The organism is Streptomyces mangrovi, from assembly GCF_900114215.1.
Lineage (GTDB): Bacteria > Actinomycetota > Actinomycetes > Streptomycetales > Streptomycetaceae > Streptomyces > Streptomyces barkulensis.
The window spans coordinates 22,238-42,857 of the sequence record NZ_FOSG01000008.1; the positions used below are offsets into that span (position 1 = coordinate 22,238).

Annotated in this window: 12 protein-coding genes and 1 other RNA gene; 10 read left to right on the forward strand and 3 right to left on the reverse strand. The window is 73.6% G+C overall.

The window, feature by feature from the left end:
- Positions 1 to 164: 164 nt before the first annotated feature.
- Entirely contained in the window at positions 165 to 5,177 is a 5,013-nt protein-coding gene (locus BM237_RS13080; RefSeq protein WP_093849788.1) for an NAD-glutamate dehydrogenase, read from the forward strand.
- A 66-nt stretch (positions 5,178 to 5,243) separates the two neighbouring features.
- Here BM237_RS13080 and BM237_RS13085 read toward each other — a convergent pair whose 3' ends face one another.
- Positions 5,244 to 8,537, reverse strand: coding sequence for an FHA domain-containing protein (locus BM237_RS13085; protein WP_425443693.1), 3,294 nt, complete (start codon positions 8,535 to 8,537; stop codon positions 5,244 to 5,246).
- Between the two features lie 368 nt (positions 8,538 to 8,905).
- On the opposite strand from BM237_RS13085, the gene BM237_RS13090 reads away from it, so the two are divergent.
- The 4 genes from BM237_RS13090 to BM237_RS13105 all read left to right on the forward strand — a co-directional run bounded on the left by BM237_RS13090 (position 8,906) and on the right by BM237_RS13105 (position 14,413).
- Positions 8,906 to 10,660, forward strand: a complete 1,755-nt coding sequence (locus BM237_RS13090) for a serine/threonine-protein kinase (RefSeq protein ID WP_093849789.1) — start codon at positions 8,906 to 8,908, stop codon at positions 10,658 to 10,660.
- Positions 10,661 to 10,844: 184 nt separating this feature from the next.
- Positions 10,845 to 12,155 carry a serine/threonine-protein kinase gene (locus BM237_RS13095; RefSeq protein ID WP_093849790.1) on the forward strand — a complete coding sequence of 437 codons (1,311 nt, stop codon included), beginning with the start codon at positions 10,845 to 10,847 and terminating at the stop codon, positions 12,153 to 12,155.
- A gap of 127 nt (positions 12,156 to 12,282) precedes the next feature.
- Positions 12,283 to 13,401: a peptide chain release factor 2 gene (gene prfB, locus BM237_RS13100; protein WP_093849791.1), complete on the forward strand. Its 1,119-nt coding sequence runs from the start codon at positions 12,283 to 12,285 to the stop codon at positions 13,399 to 13,401.
- A gap of 313 nt (positions 13,402 to 13,714) precedes the next feature.
- A complete protein-coding gene (locus BM237_RS13105; protein WP_093849792.1) occupies positions 13,715 to 14,413 on the forward strand; it encodes a hypothetical protein in 699 nt (232 codons plus the stop codon).
- Positions 14,414 to 14,587: 174 nt separating this feature from the next.
- On the opposite strand, the gene BM237_RS13110 is transcribed toward BM237_RS13105, so the two are convergent.
- Positions 14,588 to 14,788: a hypothetical protein gene (locus BM237_RS13110; RefSeq protein WP_093849793.1), complete on the reverse strand. Its 201-nt coding sequence runs from the start codon at positions 14,786 to 14,788 to the stop codon at positions 14,588 to 14,590.
- Positions 14,789 to 15,069: 281 nt separating this feature from the next.
- Here BM237_RS13110 and ftsE point away from each other — a divergent pair, with 281 nt between their 5' ends.
- The 5 genes from ftsE to ssrA all read left to right on the forward strand — a co-directional run bounded on the left by ftsE (position 15,070) and on the right by ssrA (position 19,104).
- Positions 15,070 to 15,759, forward strand: a complete 690-nt coding sequence (gene ftsE / locus BM237_RS13115; RefSeq protein ID WP_093849794.1) for a cell division ATP-binding protein FtsE — start codon at positions 15,070 to 15,072, stop codon at positions 15,757 to 15,759.
- Between the two features lie 9 nt (positions 15,760 to 15,768).
- Positions 15,769 to 16,686, forward strand: a complete 918-nt coding sequence (gene ftsX, locus BM237_RS13120) for a permease-like cell division protein FtsX (RefSeq protein WP_093849795.1) — start codon at positions 15,769 to 15,771, stop codon at positions 16,684 to 16,686.
- 239 nt (positions 16,687 to 16,925) lie between these two features.
- Positions 16,926 to 18,065 (forward strand): S41 family peptidase, encoded by a 1,140-nt coding sequence (locus BM237_RS13125; RefSeq protein ID WP_093850004.1) that lies wholly within the window; start codon positions 16,926 to 16,928, stop codon positions 18,063 to 18,065.
- Between the two features lie 18 nt (positions 18,066 to 18,083).
- A complete protein-coding gene (gene smpB, locus BM237_RS13130) occupies positions 18,084 to 18,563 on the forward strand; it encodes an SsrA-binding protein SmpB (RefSeq protein ID WP_093849796.1) in 480 nt (159 codons plus the stop codon).
- A 169-nt stretch (positions 18,564 to 18,732) separates the two neighbouring features.
- Positions 18,733 to 19,104, forward strand: a transfer-messenger RNA (tmRNA) gene (gene ssrA / locus BM237_RS13135).
- A 100-nt stretch (positions 19,105 to 19,204) separates the two neighbouring features.
- Here the strand turns inward: ssrA and BM237_RS13140 are convergent.
- Entirely contained in the window at positions 19,205 to 20,596 is a 1,392-nt protein-coding gene (locus BM237_RS13140) for an MFS transporter (protein WP_093850005.1), read from the reverse strand.
- Positions 20,597 to 20,620: the final 24 nt, after the last annotated feature.

A 20,620-nucleotide genomic window follows, 5' to 3' on the forward strand; every position in this document is an offset into this window, starting at 1 on the left:
TCCCGGGCATCCGTGCGATGCCGCCGGGGCCGGGGATGCCGTAGATCACCCCGTCTCCGGGCATGACGCCCCGCTCCGGCGGACACTTGGTGTGCCGGCGTCAAGCCCTCAGAACCCTCAACGCCTTGACGTCACGCAACGGCGCGCGACAGGAGCCAGACGACATGCAGACCAAGCTGGACGAAGCAAAGGCCGAGCTGCTCGGACGAGCCGCCCGGGTGGCCGACAGCGGTCCCGCCGGCAGCCAACCCGTACCGGGGCTGGACGCCGGGACCCTCGGCTCGTACCTCCAGCGCTACTACCTGCACACCGCTCCCGAGGACCTCGTCGACCGCGACCCGGTCGACGTCTACGGGGCCGCGGTCTCCCACTGCCGGCTGGCCCAGCAGCGCCCCCAGGGCACCGCGAACGTCCGCGTCCACACCCCGTCCGTCGAGGAGAACGGCTGGACGTGCACCCACAGCGTCGTGGAGGTCGTCACCGACGACATGCCCTTCCTGGTGGACTCGGTCACCAACGAGCTGACCAGGCAGGGACGCGGCATCCATCTGGTGGTCCACCCCCAGGTCCTCGTCCGCCGCGACGTCACCGGCAGGCTGCTCCAGGTCCTGGACTCGGGCGCCCGGGGCGGTGAGGAACTGCCGGACGACGCGCTCACCGAGTCCTGGATCCACGTCGAGATCGACCGCGAGACCGACCGCGAGGACCTCAGGCGGATTACCGCCGACCTGCGGCGCGTGCTGTCCGACGTGCGCGAGGCCGTCGAGGACTGGCAGAAGATGCGGAACGCCGCGCTGCGGATCGCCGACGGCCTGCCCGACGAGCCGCTCGCCGGCGATCTGCCCGAACAGGAGGTGGAGGAGGCGCGTGAGCTGCTGCGCTGGCTCGCGGACGACCACTTCACCTTCCTGGGCTACCGCGAGTACGAGCTGACCACCGAGGCCGTGGACGGGACCGAGGAGCTGCTGCTCAGCGCCGTCCCGGGCACCGGCCTGGGCATCCTGCGCTCCGACCCGCACCACGACGACCGGGGCGGCGCCGTCCCGGACGGCGACCGGGACGGCGCCTCCGCGCCTCCCCACGCGCCCGCCCACACCCACACCCACCCGGTGTCGCCCTCCTTCAACCGCCTCCCGGCCGGCGTCCGTGCCAAGGCCCGCGAGCACCGGCTGCTGGTGCTCACCAAGGCCAACAGCCGGGCCACCGTCCACCGCCCCTCTTACCTCGACTACATCGGGGTGAAGAAGTTCGACGAGGCGGGCAACGTGGTGGGGGAGCGCCGCTTCCTCGGGCTGTTCTCGTCGGCCGCGTACACCGAGTCGGTGCGCCGGGTGCCCGTCATCCGCCGCAAGGTCGAGGAGGTGGTCGGCTCCACCGGCTTCGTCCCCGACAGCCACGACGGCCGCGACCTGCTCCAGATCCTGGAGACGTACCCGCGCGACGAACTCTTCCAGATCCCGGCCGACGAGCTGCGCGAGATCGCCACCTCCGTGCTGTACCTCCAGGAGCGCCGCAAGCTGCGGCTCTACCTGCGCCAGGACGAGTACGGCCGCTACTACTCCGCGCTGGTCTACCTGCCGCGCGACCGCTACACCACCGCCGTGCGGCTGCGGATGACCGACATCCTCATGGAGGAACTGGGCGGCACCAGCGTCGACTTCACCGCCTGGAACACCGAGTCGGTCCTCGCCCGGCTGCACTTCGTCGTCCGTGTCCCGCAGGGCACCGAGCTGGCACAGCTGACCCACGCCGACGCCGAGCGCATCGAGAACCGGCTGGTGGAGGCCGCCCGCTCCTGGGCCGACGGCTTCTCCGAGGCCCTGGTCGCCGAGGTGGGCGAGGAGCGGGCGGCCCGGCTCGCCCACCGCTACGGCGGCGCCTTCCCCGAGGGCTACAAGGCCGACTTCCCGCCCCGCACCGCCGTCGCCGACCTCCAGTACATCCAGGGCCTGGAACGGGGCGAGGGCGTCAGCGACTTCGCGCTCAGCCTGTACGAGCCGGTCGGGGCCGGCCCCGGCGAGCGCCGCTTCAAGATCTACCGCACCGGCGAGCCCGTCTCGCTCTCCGCGGTGCTGCCGATCCTCCAGGCCATGGGTGTGGAGGTCGTCGACGAGCGCCCCTACGAACTGCGCTGCGCCGACCGCTCCCCGGCGTGGATCTACGACTTCGGGCTCCGGCTGCCGGCGAACCACGCGCAGAACCTGGAGGGTGACGCCCGCGAGCGCTTCCAGGGCGCCTTCGCCGCCGTCTGGAGCGGCGAGGCCGAGAGCGACGGCTTCAACGCGCTGGTGCTGTCGGCCGGACTGACCTGGCGGCAGGCGATGGTGCTGCGCGCCTACGCCAAGTACCTGCGGCAGGCCGGCTCGCCCTTCAGCCAGGACTACATGGAGGACACCCTCCGCCGCAACGTCCACACCACCCGGCTGCTGGTCAGCCTCTTCGAGGCCCGGCTCTCCCCGGACCGCGCCGCCGCCGGCCACGAGCTGACCGACGGCCTGCTGGAGGAACTGGACGGGGCGCTGGACCAGGTCGCCTCGCTGGACGAGGACCGCATCCTGCGCTCCTTCCTCACCCTCATCAAGGCCACCCTGCGCACGAACTACTTCCAGCCGCGCGACGAGGAGTCGGGCCGGCCGCACGCGTACGTGTCGATGAAGTTCGACCCGCAGGCCATCCCGGACCTGCCCGCGCCCCGCCCGGCGTACGAGATCTGGGTGTACTCGCCGCGGGTGGAGGGCGTGCACCTGCGTTTCGGCAAGGTCGCCCGCGGAGGCCTGCGCTGGTCCGACCGGCGCGAGGACTTCCGCACCGAGATCCTGGGACTGGTCAAGGCGCAGGAGGTCAAGAACACGGTGATCGTGCCGGTCGGGGCCAAGGGCGGCTTCGTCGGCAAGCGGCTGCCCGACCCCTCGGCGGACCGCGACGCCTGGCTGGCCGAGGGCGTCGCCTGCTACAAGACCTTCATCTCCGGCATGCTCGACATCACCGACAACCTCGTGGGCGGCCAGGTCGTACCGCCCGAGCGCGTGGTGCGGCACGACGGGGACGACACCTATCTGGTCGTCGCCGCCGACAAGGGCACCGCCTCCTTCTCCGACACCGCCAACGAGGTCGCCACCGCCTACGGCTTCTGGCTCGGCGACGCCTTCGCCTCCGGCGGATCGGCCGGCTACGACCACAAGGCCATGGGCATCACCGCCCGCGGTGCCTGGGAGTCGGTCAAGCGGCACTTCCGCGAGCTCGGGCACGACACCCAGAGCGAGGACTTCACGGTCGTCGGCATCGGCGACATGTCCGGGGACGTCTTCGGCAACGGGATGCTGCTCAGCGAGCACATCCGGCTGGTGGCCGCCTTCGACCACCGGCACATCTTCCTCGACCCGGACCCGGACGCCGCCACCTCCTACGCCGAACGCCGCCGGCTGTTCGAACTGCCGCGCTCCTCCTGGGCCGACTACGACACCTCGCTGCTGTCGCCCGGCGGCGGCGTCCACCCCCGCAGCGCCAAGTCCATCCCCGTCGGCGCGCAGGTGCGCCAGGCGCTGGGCATCGAGGACGGCGTCACCAAGATGACCCCGGCCGAGCTGATGAGGGCCATCCTCAGGGCCCCGGTGGACCTGCTGTGGAACGGCGGCATCGGCACCTACGTCAAGGCATCCACCGAAACCGACGCCGACGTCGGCGACAAGGCCAACGACGCGATCCGCGTCAACGGCGGGGACCTGCGGGTGCGGGTCGTCGGGGAGGGCGGCAACCTGGGCCTGACCCAGCTCGGCCGCATCGAGTTCGCGCACGAGGGCGGCCGGATCAACACCGACGCCATCGACAACAGCGCGGGCGTGGACTCCTCCGACCACGAGGTCAACATCAAGATCCTGCTCAACTCGGTCGTCGCCGAAGGCGACATGACCGTCAAACAGCGCAACACGCTGCTGGCGGAGATGACCGACGAGGTCGCCGAACTGGTGCTGCGCAACAACTACGCGCAGAACGTGGCGCTGGCCAACGCGATGCGGCAGGCGCCCGACCTGCTCCACGCCCAGCAGCGGCTCATGCGCAGCCTGTCCCGTCAGGGACGGCTGGACCGGCAGCTGGAGTTCCTGCCGGCCGACCGGCAGATCCGCGAGCGGCTGGCGCACGGCCGCGGACTGACCCAGCCCGAGATGGCGGTGCTGCTGGCGTACGCCAAGATCACCGTCACCGAGGAGCTGGCGGACACCGATCTGGCTGACGATCCGTATCTGCAGCGGCTGGCGCACGCCTACTTCCCCAGCGCACTGCGCGAACGCTTCCCCGAGCAGATCGAGCGCCACGCCCTGCGGCGCGATATCGTCACGACTCTCCTGGTCAACGACACGGTCAACACCGGGGGTTCGACCCTGGTGCACCGCATGAAGGAGGAGTCGGGCGCCTCGGCGGAGGAGATCGTGCGGGCGCACACCGCCGCCCGGGAGATCTTCGGCCTGGCCCGCGTCTGGGACGAGGTCGAAGACCTGGACAACACCGTGGCCGCCGACGTCCAGACCCGTATGCGGCTGCACGCCAGGCGGCTGGTCGAACGGGGCACCCGCTGGCTGCTGAACAACCGGCCGCAGCCGCTGAAGCTCGCCGAGACCATCGAGGTCTTCCAGGAGCGGGTGGAGGTGGTCTGGTCGCAGCTGCCCAAGTTGCTCAGGGGCGCCGACCTGGACTGGCACCAGAGCGTCGACGACGAGCTGACCGGCGCCGGGGTCCCCGGCGACCTGGCGCTGCGGGTGGCGGGCTTCTCGTCCGTCTTCCCCGCGCTGGACGTGGTGGCCGTCGCCGACCGAACGGGCCGTGAACTGCTGGACGTCGCCGAGGTCTACTACGACCTGGCCGACCGGCTGGGCATCACCGAACTCCAGGACAGGGTGAGCGAGCTGCCGCGCTCCGACCGCTGGCAGTCGATGGCCCGTGCGGCGATCCGCGAGGACCTCTACGCCGCCCACCAGCTCCTCACCGCGGACGTGCTGGCCACCGGGGACGGCAGCGCCACGCCCGAGCAGCGCTTCAAGGCGTGGGAGGAGAAGAGCGCCGCCGTCCTGGGGCGGGCCAGGGCCACGCTGGAGGAGATCCGCGAGTCGGACACCTTCGACCTGGCGAACCTGTCGGTGGCGATGCGCACGATGCGCACACTGCTGCGCAGCAACCGCTGACGCGCCGGAGCCCGGAGCACCGGCAGGCCCCGGAGCACCGGGGAGCACGGTGCTCCGGGCTCCGCCTCACATCAGCGAGGGGGGAGCGGGAGCGCCCGCCTCGCGGGCCGCGCGCTCGACCGCGCTGGCGAGCAGCGCCAGATCGGTCGGGCCGTTGCCCAGCTCGCGTACGGGGCGACGGGTGGGAGGGTCACCGGCGCGCGCCCAGTCCAAGGGGACCACCGTCGGCCGCAGGGTCGCCGTACGGGGTATGCGGCCCGACACCCGGCCCGCCTGGAAGGCGGTCGCCGAGCCGTCCGGCCGGTGCAGCGCACCTCGCCCCGGCAACGGTCCCTCCGCGTAGCCGTCCGGGCCGCCGGAGCCGCCCGTACCGCCCGGGCCCGGGCCGCTCGGGCTGCCCGAGGCATCGGAGCCCAGGAAGACCCGCAGGGCCGCCCCCCGCCCGGTGGCCGTCCCCTCGGTGTGCTCCGGCCGCCCGGTGGCGGCTATCAGGTGCACCCCCAGCCGCGCTCCGTCCCGCGCCACGGCCTCCAGCGCCCTGACCACCGAACCGGCCGCCGGCCGGCCGGGATTGCCCAGGGCGGGGGCGACCAGCGTGTCGAAGTCGTCGACGAGGACCACCAGCCGGGGCAGCGCTTGTGCCCCCGCCCCCGCCCCCGGCCTCGCGGCGCCGGCGGCCTCGGCGGGATCGACGGGATCGGCCTCCCTCGGCGCCCGCAACTTGAGGGCGCCGGGCTCGGAGCCCGTGCCGGGAACCGTGCCCGAGCCCGTGCCCGCCGGGGAAGCGCCCGAGGCCCGGCGCTGGGCGACCACCCGGGCGGCGTGGCCGCCGGCGGCACGGTGCCGAGCATGCGACACCTCCGCCGCGTACGCCTCGTACGGACGGTCGCCGAGCAGCTCCGCGCGGCGCTTCAGCTCGCCGCCCAGCGCCTGGGCGAACTCCCGCATCCGCACCGGATCCCCCGCGGCCAGGTACGTCGTGGCGTGCGGCAGGTCGCCGCAGGCCCGCAGCCCGTCGCCGTCCCCGTCCACCAGGACCAGGGCCAGCCTGTCCGGCCGTTCCCCGGCGGCCAGCGAGGCGGCCGCCGAGCGCAGCAGCTCGGTCTTGCCGGAACCGGCCGGACCGGAGATCAGGAAGGGGCCGTGGCCGGCCGCGAGGTCGGCGGTGACCGGGCCGTGCGGGCCCGCGCCCAGCACGGCCTCGGCCCGCGGGCCGGCGGGTGCGCCGTGCTCGGCGGGATCGTCGGCCCAGCGGGCCAGCAGCGCGGCGGGAGTGGCCCGGGCCAGGCCCAGCTCCTCCAGCAGTCGGGAACTCGGCGGCAGCGGCACGGGACGGTCCGGGGACGGGCCCCCGGCCGCGTCCGCCTCGCGCAGCGGCGCGAGCGCCCGGGCGAAGCGCTCGGCCCAGGCCGACGACACCCCGTCCACGGTCGCGACCGGGGCGTTCGCCGGATCCGTGCCGCGTGCCACCACCCGTATCGCCGTGGCGACGGCACCGCTGAGCAGGCCGACGGCCCCGCAGAAGCGGAAGGCGGGGGAGGCGGCGGCCGCCGCCTCCAGGGTCACGGCGAGCGGGGAGGTGGGGGTGGCGGCCGAGGTCTCGGCCAGGCACAGCAGATGGACGCCCGCGGCCGGTCCGTGCGCCGCCAGCCGGGCCACGGCGTCGCGCAGCTCGGCCGGGCCCGGGTCGCCGTCGACCACGGCGACCGTCAGCGGGCCGCGGCGCGCGCCCGCACCCGGCTCCGGCCCGTCCAGCCGCCGCAGCAGCTCCTCGGTGCGGGCGGCGGCCTGCTCGCGGTCGTACGCCAGCAGCAGGCGGCAGTCCTGGCCGTGGGCCGGGCGCAGGTGCGGCAGCCAGCCCAGCCAGGACCAGTCGCCGCCCTCCGCCGCGTCGTGCCCGCCACCGCGGGGCGCGTGCCCCGGGGCGATCAGCACGACCTCCAGGGCGCCCGGCCCGTGCAGCGCGGTGAGCTGGGCGAGGACCGAGCGCACCAGCGGCAGCAGCCGGGCCCGGGGGCCGGCCAGCCCCAGCGAACCCGTGCGCCGCAGGTCCACCGTCACCGGCTCGACGGCACCGGCCGCGCCGCGGACCGAGCCGAGCCGGACGGTCAGCGCGTCGGGGTGGCCGGTGCCCCGCTCCCACAGCCGGGGGCCGGGGCCCAGCGCGGTGAGCAGGATCTCCGACGGGTCGGGCCGGCTCTCCTCGCCCGGCGCGGCCGCCGCCGCGGAGACGGAAGGCGAGGTGGGCGGGGCGGGCCGCGCCCGGCCCGGTCCGTGGGCGTCCGCGCCGTCGTCGTCCGGCCGCCCTCCGGCGAGCCGCCGGGCCCAGGCGCCCAGGCCGCCGCGCCGGGGCCGGCCGGCGGCAGGGCCGTCGGCCGGGGGCGCGATCCCGGCCCCATGGGTGCCGCCGCCGGAGGGGAAGGGGTGGTCGGCGCGGCCGTGCTCGATCTCCCCGCCGCCCCCGGGGCCGCCGGGGACGTACGGGGTGGCCGCCGCGCCGGTGCCGCCCGGTCCGCCGTCACCGGGCCCGTACGGCGGGAGCGCCGCGTGGCCCAGCCCGCCGACCGTCTCGGCGGCAGGGGCGGCAGGGGCGGCAGGGGCGGCAGGGGCGGGGGAGGCGGGAGCGGCCGAGGGCGCACGGCCCTGCTGCGGGAGCCGCCCGGCCGCGCCGGCGCCGCCCGCGGACACCCGCAGATGTCCCTCCCCGTCGGGAAGCGCGGGCAGCCCGCCGAACAACTCCTCCGACCCTGCCCGCAGCCGTACGGCGGACTCGCCCAGCCGCAGTGTCGCGCCCGGCGGCAGCGGCACCGGGCGGTCGTGGACCGCGGCGCCGTCGACCGTCGTGCCGTTGGTGGAGGCGAGGTCGGTGACCGTCACCACCCCCGACTCCGCCACGGTGACCGTGCAGTGCAGCCGGGAGACGTCCGGATCGTCCAGCGGCACGTCCGCCTCGGCGGAGCGCCCGACGCGCACCTGCCCGCCGCGCAGCAGGTGGACCCCGCCCGCGTCCGGTCCGGCGACGACGTGCAGCCGGGCGCGCGTACCGGCGGGGGCCAGGCCGTGGCTCCAGGGCGCGGTCGGCCCGTACAGGGACACCACCGCGCCGTCCACCAGCGGTGGCACGCCCAGCATCTGGCGCCCGGCGTCCAGCCGCTGCGCGCCGGCGAACACCGCCACCGCCTCACCGGAGCCGGCGGCGGGCGCGGCGCCGGCGGAGGCGGCCGCCGCCGCGAGGGCGCCGGTCACCGCGGAGAGGGCGGTGCCGGCGGGGGCGGTCACCAGCACGTCGCAACCGCCGGTGCTCTGCTCCGCGTGACCGCCGCGCGGTCCGAGGACGGTCAGCCGGATCTGCATCGACATCGGCCCCTTCAGTCCCGTGATGCTGGATGCATCCTCGCACCGACCACTGTCACAGCGCCCACGATCCTCCGTCGAATGATCTTGATTGGTCGGCTGTGCACGCAAATGTGACCGGTAATCGCCCGTACCCCGCGCGTTTCGCTCCGATGCGGAACCCCGGCCGGCCGCTCACCGGCAACCGTCCGCCCGCACGGCGCGTCCGACAGGACACGGGGACACGGGGACAGGGTGCGGACGCCGGGGCGCGGGACGGGCCGGACGGGCGCCTGCGCACGCCTGTGCCCTGTCGCACACGGCACTACAGTGAGCCGCCGGAGCGCCGTACAGTGGCGGCTTGGGCAGTTCGGACGAACCAGGGAGCGCATGACGTGCGGCCGGTAGGCAGCAAGTACCTGCTCGAGGAGCCGCTCGGGCGCGGCGCCACGGGCACTGTCTGGCGCGCGAGCCAGAGAGAGACGGCGGGCGCCGAGGCGGCCGTGGCCGGGCACCCCGGCGAGACCGTGGCCATCAAGGTCCTCAAGGAGGAGCTGGCGAGCGACCCGGACGTGGTGATGCGCTTCCTGCGCGAGCGCTCCGTCCTGCTCCGCCTGACCCACCCCAACATCGTCCGCACCCGCGACCTGGTCGTCGAGGGTGAACTCCTCGCCCTCGTCATGGACCTGATCGACGGCCCGGACCTGGACCGCTACCTGCGGCGCAACGGCCCCTTCTCGCCGGTCGCAGCCGCGCTGCTGACCGCCCAGATCGCCGACGCGCTGGCCGCCAGCCACGCCGACGACGTCGTCCACCGCGACCTCAAGCCCGCCAACGTGCTGCTCGCCGGCTCCGAGGACGACCCCGCGGGGCTGCGTCCGATGCTCACCGACTTCGGCATCGCCCGCCTGGCCGACTCCCCGGGCCTGACCCGCACCCACGAGTTCGTCGGCACCCCCGCCTACGTCGCGCCCGAGTCCGCCGAGGGCCGGCCGCAGACCTCCGCGGTGGACGTCTACGGCGCGGGCATCCTGCTGTACGAGCTGGTCACCGGCCGTCCCCCCTTCGGCGGCGGCACCGCGCTGGAACTCCTCCAGCGCCACCTGACCGAGGAGCCGCAGCGCCCCGGCAACGTGCCCCTGCCGCTGTGGATGGTCATCGAGCGCTGCCTGCGCAAGAACCCCGGGGAGCGGCCCGGCGCCGAGAACCTGGCCCGCGCTCTGCGGACGGTCGCCGAGGGGATCGGGGTGCACGCCACGCCCGCGCAGGCCGAGGCCGCGATGGGCGTCGCCGCGCTGCTGGGCCCCGACCCCTCGCCCGCCCCGGTGCCGGGGCAGGCCCCGGCCGGCGCCTCGGACCCCACCCAGGTGCTGCCGACCACGGGCCGGCCCGGCGGCGGCGCCCCCGCGTACGACCCCGACGCCGCCACCAGCTTCCTGCCGCACGCCGGCGGCCCCGGTCCGGGCGGTCCGGGCGGTCCCGGCGGGGGCGGCTCCGACGAGGGCGCCACCCAGGTCATGCCGCCCATGCCTCCGGGCACGCCCCCCGGCGACGGGGACGGTCCGGGCCCCGAGGAGCCGCACCCCTGGCAGACCCAGCTGCGCGCCGCCCGGGACCGCAACGAGCAGACCCAGATCCAGCCGCTCGACCCGGAGTACGATCCGCTGCGCCGCCGCCCCCAGCGCCATGTCGACCCGCAGCAGCACCAGCAGCCCCCGCACCAGCAGCAGCCCCCTCAGCAGCCGAGGCAGCGTGCCCGGCAGCAACAGCAGCCGCAGCAGCCGTACGCCCCCGCGCCGCAGCACCGGCCGGAGCCGCGGCCGCAGCGGTACGAGCCCCCGCGCCCGCCCGCGCCCCGGCGCGAGCCCCGCCCGCCGCGGCAGCGAAGCTCGAACCCCATGCGCATCCCCGGGCTCGGCTGCCTCAAGGGCTGCCTGTTCATGGTGCTGATCTTCGTGCTGATCTGCGTGCTGGTCTGGAACTTCACCCCGCTGCCCGAGTGGTGGGACCAGGGCCGGCAGTTCTGGGAGGACACCAAGGACTGGGTGGGCGATGCCTGGACGTGGATGACGGAGTTCGGCAACGCGGCCGAGGAACTGCCCACCGAGCTCCCCTCGGACGTCCCCACGGAGCTCCCCGTCAACAACTGACGGACAGCCGGCGGCGGGGAACGGTGGCGGGGAACGACAGCTGGGAACGACAGCGGGAACGGCGGTCCGCGCAGGCGGCGAATCGGTTGCTTTGTCGACTTTCGGGGCGGATTTCCGCCCCGGAGGCGGTGGTTGCCGCCATCCGGGAGGCGCGGCGGACCCGCGGAAGCGTAGTTTTGTCGCCATGTCACGGAAGATCGGCAGTCGGTACACCGCCCATCGGATCCTGGGCCGGGGCAGCGCCGGCACGGTGTGGCTGGGCGTGGGGCCGAAGGGCAGCCCCGTCGCCGTCAAACTGCTGCGCGAGGACCTGGCCTCGGACCAGGAGCTGGTGGGCCGCTTCGTGCAGGAGCGCACCGCGCTGCTCGCCCTCGACCACCCGCGCGTGGTCAAGGTGCGCGATCTGGTGGTCGACGGCAACGACCTCGCCCTCGTCATGGATCTCGTGCGCGGCACCGACCTGCGCACCCGGCTGGAGCGCGAGCGCCGCCTCGCCCCGGAGGTGGCCGTCGCCGTCGCCGCCGACGTCGCCGACGCGCTGGCCGCCGCCCACGCGGCCGGGATCGTCCACCGCGACGTCAAGCCCGAGAACATCCTGCTCGACGTCCACGGCCCGGCCGGGCCCGGCGGCGCCCCGCCCGCGCTGCTCACCGACTTCGGCATCGCCAAGCTGATCGACGCGCCCAGCCGGGGCGGCGGCAGCAAGGTCGTCGGCACCCCCGACTACGTCGCCCCCGAGATCGTCGAGGGCCTGCCGCCGCGCGCCTCCGTCGACGTCTACGCTCTGGCCACGGTGCTGTACGAGCTGCTGGCCGGTTTCACGCCCTTCGGCGGAGGCCACCCCGGGGCCGTGCTGCGCCGCCACGTCACCGAGCGCGTCGCCCCGCTGCCCGGCATCCCCGACGAGCTGTGGCAGCTGATCAACCAGTGCCTGGCCAAGGCCCCGGCCTCCCGGCTGCGCGCCTCCGAGATGGCCGTGCGGCTGCGGGAGGTGCTGCCGGCCCTGGCTGGGCTGCCGCCGCTCGACATCGACGAGCCCGAGCCGGAGACCGGCGCCCACGGCGGCGAGCGGCAGGGAGCCCGCGGACACCACGGCGGACATCACGGTGGCCCCGCGTACGACGACGGACCCTACGGGCCCGGTGCGGACACCGACCCGTACGGCGCGCCCGCCCGCGGCGCCGTACCGCTCGTCCACGGCGGGCCCGCGCCCGACTCCACCCGCGACACCCACACCAGCATGCGCGTCCCCGGCGCGGACGAGCTGGCGGGCGGCGCCCACGGCACCGCCCGCGCCCCCCGCGCCCCGGGCAGCCCGCGTGCCGGCTCCGCCCGCCACCGGGCGGCCGAGCGCCGCCGCAGGGTCAGGCAGGGCGTCACGGCCACGGCCGTCGCCGCCGCGCTCGGCATCGGCGGCTGGCTGGCCCTGTCCGGCGGCGGCGAGGAGGGCGGCGGCCCCGCGGTCCCCTCGCACAGCGAGGAGGACCGCCCCTAGGAGTCCAGTAGGAGTCCAGAGGAGCCCTGAGAAGCCCCGGGGCCGGGAGCGGCCCCGGTCACCGGCCGGACGGCCCCCGGTCGACGGGGCGGCGGCAAAGGTCCCGGCAACCGTTAGTCTGGAGGGCGTGGCAGTCGTCGACGTATCCGAAGCACTGAAGTCCCTCACCTCGACCATGGAGTCGATCGAGGCCGTCCTGGACCTCGAGAAGCTGAGGGCCGAGATCGCCGTGCTCGAAGAGCAGGCGGCGGACCCGGCCCTGTGGAACGACACCGAGAACGCCCAGCGGGTGACCAGCAAGCTGTCCCTGCTCCAGGCGCAGGTCCGCAAGGTGGAGGAGCTGCACGGTCGGATCGACGACCTGGAGGTCCTGTTCGAACTGGCCGAGGCCGAGGACGACGCGGACACGCGCACCGAGGCGGAGAGCGAGCTGCAGGCCGTCCAGAAGGCCGTGGACGAGCTGGAGGTCCGCACCCTCCTGTCCGGCGAGTACGACCCCCGCGAGGCCATGATCAGCGTCCGCGCGGAGGCCGGCGGCGTGGACGCCGCCGACTTCGCCGAGCAGCTCATGCGCATGTACCTGCGCTGGGCCGAGCGCAAGGGCTACCCGACCGAGGTTCTGGACACCTCGTACGCGGAGGAGGCGGGCATCAAGTCCGCCACCTTCTCCGTCAAGGCCCCCTACGCCTACGGCACCCTCTCCGTCGAGCAGGGCACCCACCGCATGGTGCGCATCTCGCCCTACGACAACCAGGGCCGCCGCCAGACGTCCTTCGCGGGCGTCGAGGTGATGCCGGTGGTGGAGCAGACCGACCACATCGAGATCCCCGAGAACGAGATCCGCGTCGACGTCTTCCGCTCCTCCGGGCCCGGTGGCCAGTCGGTCAACACCACCGACTCCGCGGTCCGGATGACGCACATCCCGACCGGCATCGTCGTCTCCTGCCAGAACGAGAAGTCCCAGATCCAGAACCGCGCCGCCGCCATGCGCGTCCTCCAGGCACGCCTCCTGGCGCACCGCCGGGCGGAGGAGCAGGCCAAGATGGACGCCCTCAAGGGCGACGGCGGCAACTCCTGGGGCAACCAGATGCGTTCGTATGTCCTCCAGCCGTACCAGATGGTCAAGGACCTGCGCACCGAGCACGAGGTCGGCAACCCCCAGTCCGTCCTCGACGGCGACATCGACGGCTTCCTGGAGGCGGGCATCCGCTGGCGCAAGCAGCAGGAGCAGCAGAGCGCCGGCTGACCCCGGGCGGGCCAGCCCGGGGCGGGTTCCCGCGGAAGCTCCCCCTCCTGTGTGTCGGTTCTGTCACAACCCGGCCCGCCGGGGTCCCAACTACCCGACCACCATGGACATTTCGGGTTGGTCCGGCTTGACGGCGGTGTCGGGCCTGGGAAAGCATTCTGGCCGGCACGCGCGTGTTCGGGGCGCGTAGGTACGGGGGTGGATGGAGCCCGACCGCTGATCGGTCGCCGGCTCGACACGACGGACCCCGGCACGCAGGAAGCTCCGCACGGCTGCCCCACTGACGAAGACCACTACTGGGGGTAGTTGGCATATGACAAATTCCAGGACGCGAGTGCGCGTCGCGCGGGTCGCCGCCGGTGCGGTGTTCCTCGCGGGTGTGTCGCTGACGGCCGTCGGCACGGCCTCGGCGCTGGAGGGCTCGGCCGCGCTGGGCGTCAGCTTCACGAACGATGACGACCCGGAGGTTCCGGAGAACACCACCGACGTCAACGTCAGCGTCGGTAACACCACGGAGGACCCGGGCAACACGACCGAGGACCCCGGTAACACCACGGAGGACCCGGGCAACACGACCGAGGACCCCGGTAACACCACGGAGGACCCGGGCAACACGACCGAGGACCCCGGTAACACGACCGAGGACCCGGGCAACACGACCGAGGACCCCGGTAACACGACCGAGGACCCGGGCAACACCACGGAGGACCCCGGCGGCGACAGCAACGGCGGCTCCACCGGTGGCCCGGACCCTGCCACCACCGGCGGGACCGGGGGCGGCGGGGACGAGGACGTGAACACCTGCATCCTCGACGAGTCCACCGTGGACTGCGGCCCCGACACCGACTCCGTCGGCACCAAGCCGATCAGCCAGGAGAAGCCGAAGGAGGAGCTGGCCAAGACCGGCGCAGCCGAGACGACCTTCCTGCTGATCGGCGCGGCCACGATGATCGCCGGCGGTGTCGGCTTCCGTCTGATGCCGCGCATGGTGAACCGCAACACCGTCGCCTGAGCGAACGGCGCGGCACCGCACACGCGTAACGGCGTGTGACGGCGTACGGGAACAGCGCACACGAGGAGCCCGGGACGCATCCGGCGTCCCGGGCTCCTCGTACGTCTCACGCGCCCCGCACGTCCCGTACGCCGCGGGCGCGTACGCGCCCGCGCACGGCGCCGCGATACGGGCCTATACGGCGGCCTGGCGGGCCAGCAGGGCCACGGCGATCAGGGTCAGCAGCAGTGCCGCCAGCGCGGTCGGGGAGAGGGAGCCCAGGGAGAACGGCCCGTTCTCCCGGTGCAGCCGTTCACGGTGTGCCCGGCACACCGAGCAACGACCCTCGCTCACCGGCCCTGCGCAGTTGGCGCACACCAGTCGGTCGCACGTCATGCGATGTCCTCCTTATGCAACGCCAACGCCACCGGGCGGTCTTCTGTTCCCGCTTCCGCCTCTGCGGGCCGGAAGCTCTGCCTCCACTGTGCCAGCACCGGGACCGGAGCGCAGAAAGTCGTGGCCAATGCCTGGTTTGCGACTGATGTGCAGCCGGACAAAACCCCCAACCGCGGACGCCGACTGCGGCCCCCGCACGGATTCGCGTAGGGTCACCACACCGACGGGGATCCACTCCGCGGCTTCCGCTGCCCCTACCCAGGTCGACGTGGTGTAAATCCGTGATCCGATTCGACAACGTCTCGAAGTTCTACCCCAAGCAGAACCGCCCCGCCCTCCGCGACGTGTCGCTGGAGGTCGAACGCGGCGAGTTCGTCTTCCTGGTGGGCTCCTCCGGCTCCGGCAAGTCCACCTTCCTGCGGCTGATCCTGCGGGAGGAGCGCGCCAGCCACGGGCAGGTGCACGTCCTCGGCAAGGACCTCGCCCGCCTGTCCAACTGGAAGGTGCCGCACATGCGCCGCCAGGTCGGCACGGTCTTCCAGGACTTCCGGCTGCTCCCCAACAAGACGGTGGGGGAGAACGTCGCCTTCGCCCTGGAGGTGATCGGCCGGTCGCGCGGCGACATCCGCAAGTCCGTTCCCCAGGTGCTGGATCTGGTCGGTCTGGCGGGCAAGGAGGACCGGATGCCCGGCGAGCTGTCCGGCGGTGAGCAGCAGCGGGTGGCCATCGCCCGCGCGTTCGTCAACAAGCCGAAGCTGCTGATCGCCGACGAGCCCACCGGCAACCTCGACCCGCAGACCTCGGTCGGCATCATGAAGCTGCTGGACCGGATCAACCGCACCGGGGCGACCGTGGTCATGGCCACCCACGACCAGCAGATCGTCGACCAGATGCGCAAGCGCGTGATCGAACTAGAAAAGGGCCGTCTCGTGCGCGACCAGTCGCGCGGTGTCTACGGCTACCAGCACTGAAAGGACGCCATGCGCGCCCAGTTCGTACTGTCGGAGATCGGCGTCGGTCTCCGCCGCAACCTCACGATGACCTTCGCGGTGATCGTCTCCGTCGCCCTGTCGCTGGCTCTGCTCGGCGGTGCGCTGCTCGCCCGTGAACAGGTGAACAGCATGAAGGGGTTCTGGTACGACAAGGTCCAGGTGTCGATCTACCTCTGCAACGAGAACGACGCCGACTCCGACCCCAACTGCGCCAAGGGAGCGGTCACCGCGCAGCAGAAGCGCCAGATCAAGGCGGACCTCGACAAGCTCGACATAGTCGAGACGGTCTACCACGAGTCCGCCGAGCAGGCGTACAAGCACTACCGGGAGCAGTTCAAGGACTCCCCGCTGGCCGACTCGCTGACCCCGGACCAGATGCAGGAGTCCTACCGGGTCAAGCTGAAGGACCCGACCAAGTTCGAGGTCATCAGCACCGCCTTCTCCGGCCGTGACGGCGTCCAGGAGGTCCAGGACCAGCGGAACCTGCTGGAGAACCTCTTCCGGATGCTGGAGGGCATGAACTTCGCGGCGCTCGGGCTGATGGGGCTGATGCTGGTCGTCGCCCTGCTGCTGATCGTCAACACCGTGCGGGTGGCGGCGTTCAGCAGGCGCAGGGAGACGGGGATCATGAGGCTGGTGGGCGCGTCCAGCTTCTACATCCAGATGCCGTTCATCGCGGAGGCCGCGTTCGCCGGGCTGCTGGGCGCGGTCGGCGCCACGATGCTGCTGGTGGTCGGCCGCTACTTCCTCATCGATGCCGGCCTGTCGCTGGCCGAGCAGATGCCGCTGATCGACTTCATCGGCTGGGACGCGCTGCTCAAGGTGCTTCCGCTGGTGTTCGTGGTGGGTGTGCTGATGCCCGCACTGGCCGCCTTCATCACGCTGCGTAAGTATCTGAAGGTGTGATGTGATCGCGATGCGGGAGCGTCCGGGGGCCGTTCGAACGCCCCCGGGCGCGCTCGGGATGTGACGAAGGACGCCGCGGCCGTTCGTGCGACCTCCCGTGCGGCGCCCGTCCGTGTCCTAGACTCCGCAGCATGTCGGGTACGTCGAAGTTCGTCCCCCACGGTTCCGCCCGGGCCGCGGCCCCGGTCCTGGAAGGCGGGCGCCGGCCTCGGCGCATCCTCCGGGGGACGGGGCTGACCCTGGTCTTCGTGGCCGTGCTGGGGGCCGGGGCCGTCACCGAATCATGGGGGGACGTCACCGAGGGTGACATGGCGTCCGTGAGCCCGGGACCGGCCGGGGGGAAGGCGGAGGGGAGGACCCCGCCGCACGACGCCGCGCACGACGCCGAGGAACTGGTCAGCCGCAGCGGGGACCGCTGGGCCGCCGCGTACACCGCCCGCGAGTACGAGGGCCTGAGGCAGTCCCTGGACGGCCGGTACGTCGGCGTGGGCGTCTCCGTGCGCCGTACGGGCGCCGACCGGATCGAGATCGCCCGCGTCCAGCCCGGCAGCCCCGCCGCGAAGGCGGGCGTACGCGCCGGGGACCGGCTGGTCACCGTCGACGGCACCAGTGCCGAGGGCCGCCCCGTCACCGAAGTGGTGGCCCTGCTGCGCGGCGGTGCGCCGGGGGAGGGGGCCCCGCCGGGCAGCCGGGTCGTCCTCGGTCTGAGCCGCGGGAGCCTGCGCTGGGAGGAGGGGCTGGAACGGGCCCGGCTCAGCGTCGAGACCGTCACCGTCACCTCTCTGGGCGCGGCCGCCTCCGGCACGCCGGAGGCGGCGGCGGACCCGGACGGGCCGGCCGCCGCCCGCGTCAGGATCGACTCGTTCACCAGAGGCACGGGGGAGCAGTTGCGGCGCGCGGTGGAGGACCTCCCACCGGACGGGGGGATCCTGCTCGACCTGCGCGGCAACTCCGGCGGTCTGGTCGCCGAGGCCGCCGAGGCCGCCTCCGTCTTCCTCGACGGCGGCCTGGTGGCCACGTACGGGAACGGCGACACCGAGCGCGCGCTGTACGCCGAGCCCGGCGGAAACACCGCCTCCCCCCTGGTGGTGCTGGTCGACGGCGGCACGATGAGCGCCGCCGAACTCCTGGCCGGCGCCCTCCAGGACCGCGGCCGGGCGGTCGTCGTCGGCACCCGCACCTTCGGCAAGGGCTCGGTCCAGGAGCCGAGGGAGCAGCCGGACGGCTCGGTCGCCGAACTGACCGTCGGCCACTACACCACCCCCGGCGGGCGGACCTTCGAGGAGGACGGACTGCTGCCGGACCTGGAGGTGCGGCCGGGGCAGGACGTGCAGGAGGAGGCCCGCACGGTATTGAGTGGCCTCGCCACCCGGTCGTAGTGGAACAATGGCGGTGCTATGGCTAAAGAGACGGGGCGCAAACTCATCGCGCAGAACAAGAAGGCGCGGCACGACTACCTCATCCTCGACACCTACGAGTGCGGGCTGGTGCTGACCGGCACGGAGGTGAAGTCGCTGCGGCAGGGGCGGGCGTCTCTGGTGGACGGCTTCGCCCAGCTCGACGGCGGTGAGGCGTGGCTGCACAACGTGCACATCCCCGAGTACAGCCAGGGGACGTGGACCAACCACAGCGCGCGGCGCAAGCGGAAGCTGCTGATGCACCGCGCCGAGATCGACAAGCTGATCGGCAAGCTCCAGGAGTCGGGCCTGACGCTGGTCCCGCTCCAGCTGTACTTCAAGGACGGCCGTGCCAAGGTCGAGATCGCGCTGGCGCGGGGCAAGAAGGAGTACGACAAGCGGCAGGCGCTGCGGGAGAAGCAGGACCGCCGCGAGGCCGAGCGCGCGGTCTCGGCGGCCCGCCGGCGCCGGCGGGCCTGACGGTCCGGGAACAATCCCGGGCGGGGCGCTGTTGGACCGCAGGTACGAGGACCTCGCGGTCCGGTCGGTGACTCCCCGCCGGGGAATGCGCTGGCAGCCCTCCGCGTTGACCCGTACACTGGCACCAGCGCCGTCCGGTTCAGGCCGGGCGAGCTTGTCAAATGAACATGGGGATGATCGGTTTCGACAGCGGCTGTTGAAGCAGGGGAAGCGAGCCGAGGAACGCGGCAATGATCTCGTTAACCATGTGCCGCGAAAAAATAATCGCCAACACCAAGCGCGATTCCTTCGCCCTCGCTGCCTGATCAGCGACTTGCGAAGTGTCAGCCCAGGGGCGTTCCCGCCCTGGATCCTGGCATCAGCTAGGGAACTTCACCGTTAGCCCCGGTCGCGGGGGTTGGCGGGACATCAAACAGTGACTGGGCCTGTCGGCGGCTTGTCCGCGTGACCGCCGGGGCCGAGAAAAGCACAGCGGACTGCGCTCGGAGAAGCCCTGGTTCTGCACCGTTGGACGCGGGTTCGATTCCCGCCATCTCCACTCACCCCATGTGGGCCGAAGGCCCCGCCGTCCCCGGACGGCGGGGCCTTCGGCATGTCCCAGGCCGGGCGGACGGTCGGAGGGTGGGCGGACGGGCCGTGGTTCAGCGTTTTTCGGCCGCCGTGGCCGCCGTGGCCGCCGTGGCCGCCGTGGTGGTCGCGGTCATCGCCGTCAGAGCCACGACGGTCGCGACGGCGGCCGCCGCCGGGAGCACCGCGTACCCCCACGAGCCGCCCAGGTGCTCCGCCGCCCAGCCGCCCGCCGCCGAACCGGCGGCCACGCCGCCCAGCAGGGCGGTGACGGCCAGGGTCATGCCCTCGTTCAGCCGGCCGGGCGGGGTCAGCCGCTGGACCAGCGTCATGCCGGTGACCATCGCGGGGGCCGTCGCCATCCCGGCGATCAGCAGCGCGGGGGCCAGCACCAGCAGGCTGCCGGTGGTCGAGGCGAGCAGCGGCAGCGTCATCAGGGCGGCCATCGAGCCCACGCAGACCGCGAAGCGCCGCCCCGGCGGTCCCGCCGGGCGCAGGGCGCCGAAGGCGAGTCCGGCCGCCCCCGAGCCCAGGGCCTGGAGGGCGAGTACGGCGCCCGCCGCGCCCTTGTGGCCCAACTCGTCGGCGTACGCCACGGTCACCACCTCCAAGGCGCCGAAGACGGCCCCGGTGGCGAGGAAGACGGCCAGCAGCCGCGGCAGGCCCCGGGTGCGCAGCAGGGCGGTCGGACGGGCGGCGCCGTCGTGCGGCGCGACGGGCGGCTCGGTGCGGCGCTGGGCGGCGAACAGCAGGGTGCCGCCCAGCAGCAGGACGGTGGCGGTCAGGGTGCCGGCCTCGGGGAAGAGCGAGACGCACAGGAAGGTGGCCAGCACCGGGCCGAGCATGAAGCACAGTTCGTCCAGGGCCTGTTCGAAGGAGTTGGCGGTGTGCCGCGCGGCCTCGGCCTCCGGCGAGGGACCGCGGTACAGGTGCGCCCAGCGGGCCCGGGCCATGCCGCCGGTGTTGGGGGCGGTGGAGCCGGCCGCGTAGGCGGCGAACAGCGTCCAGTCGGGGGCGCCGTACCGCACGCACAGCAGCAGCGTCAGCGAGCCGGCCGCGGACAGGCACACCGCGGGGACGGCGATCCGGGCCTGCCCGTGGCGGTCCACCAGCCGTGCGACCAGCGGTGCCAGGAGGGCGGTGGCGACCAGCCCGGTGGCGGTGACGGCTCCGGCCAGGGCGTACGAGCCGCGGGTGGTGGCGATCATGATGACCGCGCTGATGCTCAGCATCCCCATCGGCAGCCGGGCGAGGAAGCCGGCGAGGGCGAACGCCCGGGTCCCGGGGGTCACGAACAGTCGCACGTAGGGCGTGAACCAGTGCGTGCGCGCGGTGCGGTCCCCGTGTTCGGCGGGTCGGCCGTGTGGCACGGCGGCCGGTTCGCCGCGCTCCGCCGGGGACGGTGGGGGCGGTGGGGGCGGTGGGGGCGGCGGGGTGGGGGCGGACCCGGTGGGCGAGTTCGGCATGTACACACCCTGGGCCGGGCCTCT

Bases quoted from the DNA above. Each gene is read 5' to 3' on its own strand.
- ftsX (WP_093849795.1), top strand. From the start codon at position 15,769: ATGCGCGCCCAGTTCGTACTGTCGGAGATCGGCGTCGGTCTCCGCCGC.
- smpB (WP_093849796.1), top strand. From the start codon at position 18,084: ATGGCTAAAGAGACGGGGCGCAAACTCATCGCGCAGAACAAGAAGGCG.
- BM237_RS13140 (WP_093850005.1), bottom strand. From the start codon at position 20,596: ATGCCGAACTCGCCCACCGGGTCCGCCCCCACCCCGCCGCCCCCACCG.
- BM237_RS13110 (WP_093849793.1), bottom strand. From the start codon at position 14,788: ATGACGTGCGACCGACTGGTGTGCGCCAACTGCGCAGGGCCGGTGAGC.
- BM237_RS13095 (WP_093849790.1), top strand. From the start codon at position 10,845: ATGTCACGGAAGATCGGCAGTCGGTACACCGCCCATCGGATCCTGGGC.
- BM237_RS13105 (WP_093849792.1), top strand. From the start codon at position 13,715: ATGACAAATTCCAGGACGCGAGTGCGCGTCGCGCGGGTCGCCGCCGGT.
- BM237_RS13085 (WP_425443693.1), bottom strand. From the start codon at position 8,537: ATGTCGATGCAGATCCGGCTGACCGTCCTCGGACCGCGCGGCGGTCAC.
- BM237_RS13080 (WP_093849788.1), top strand. From the start codon at position 165: ATGCAGACCAAGCTGGACGAAGCAAAGGCCGAGCTGCTCGGACGAGCC.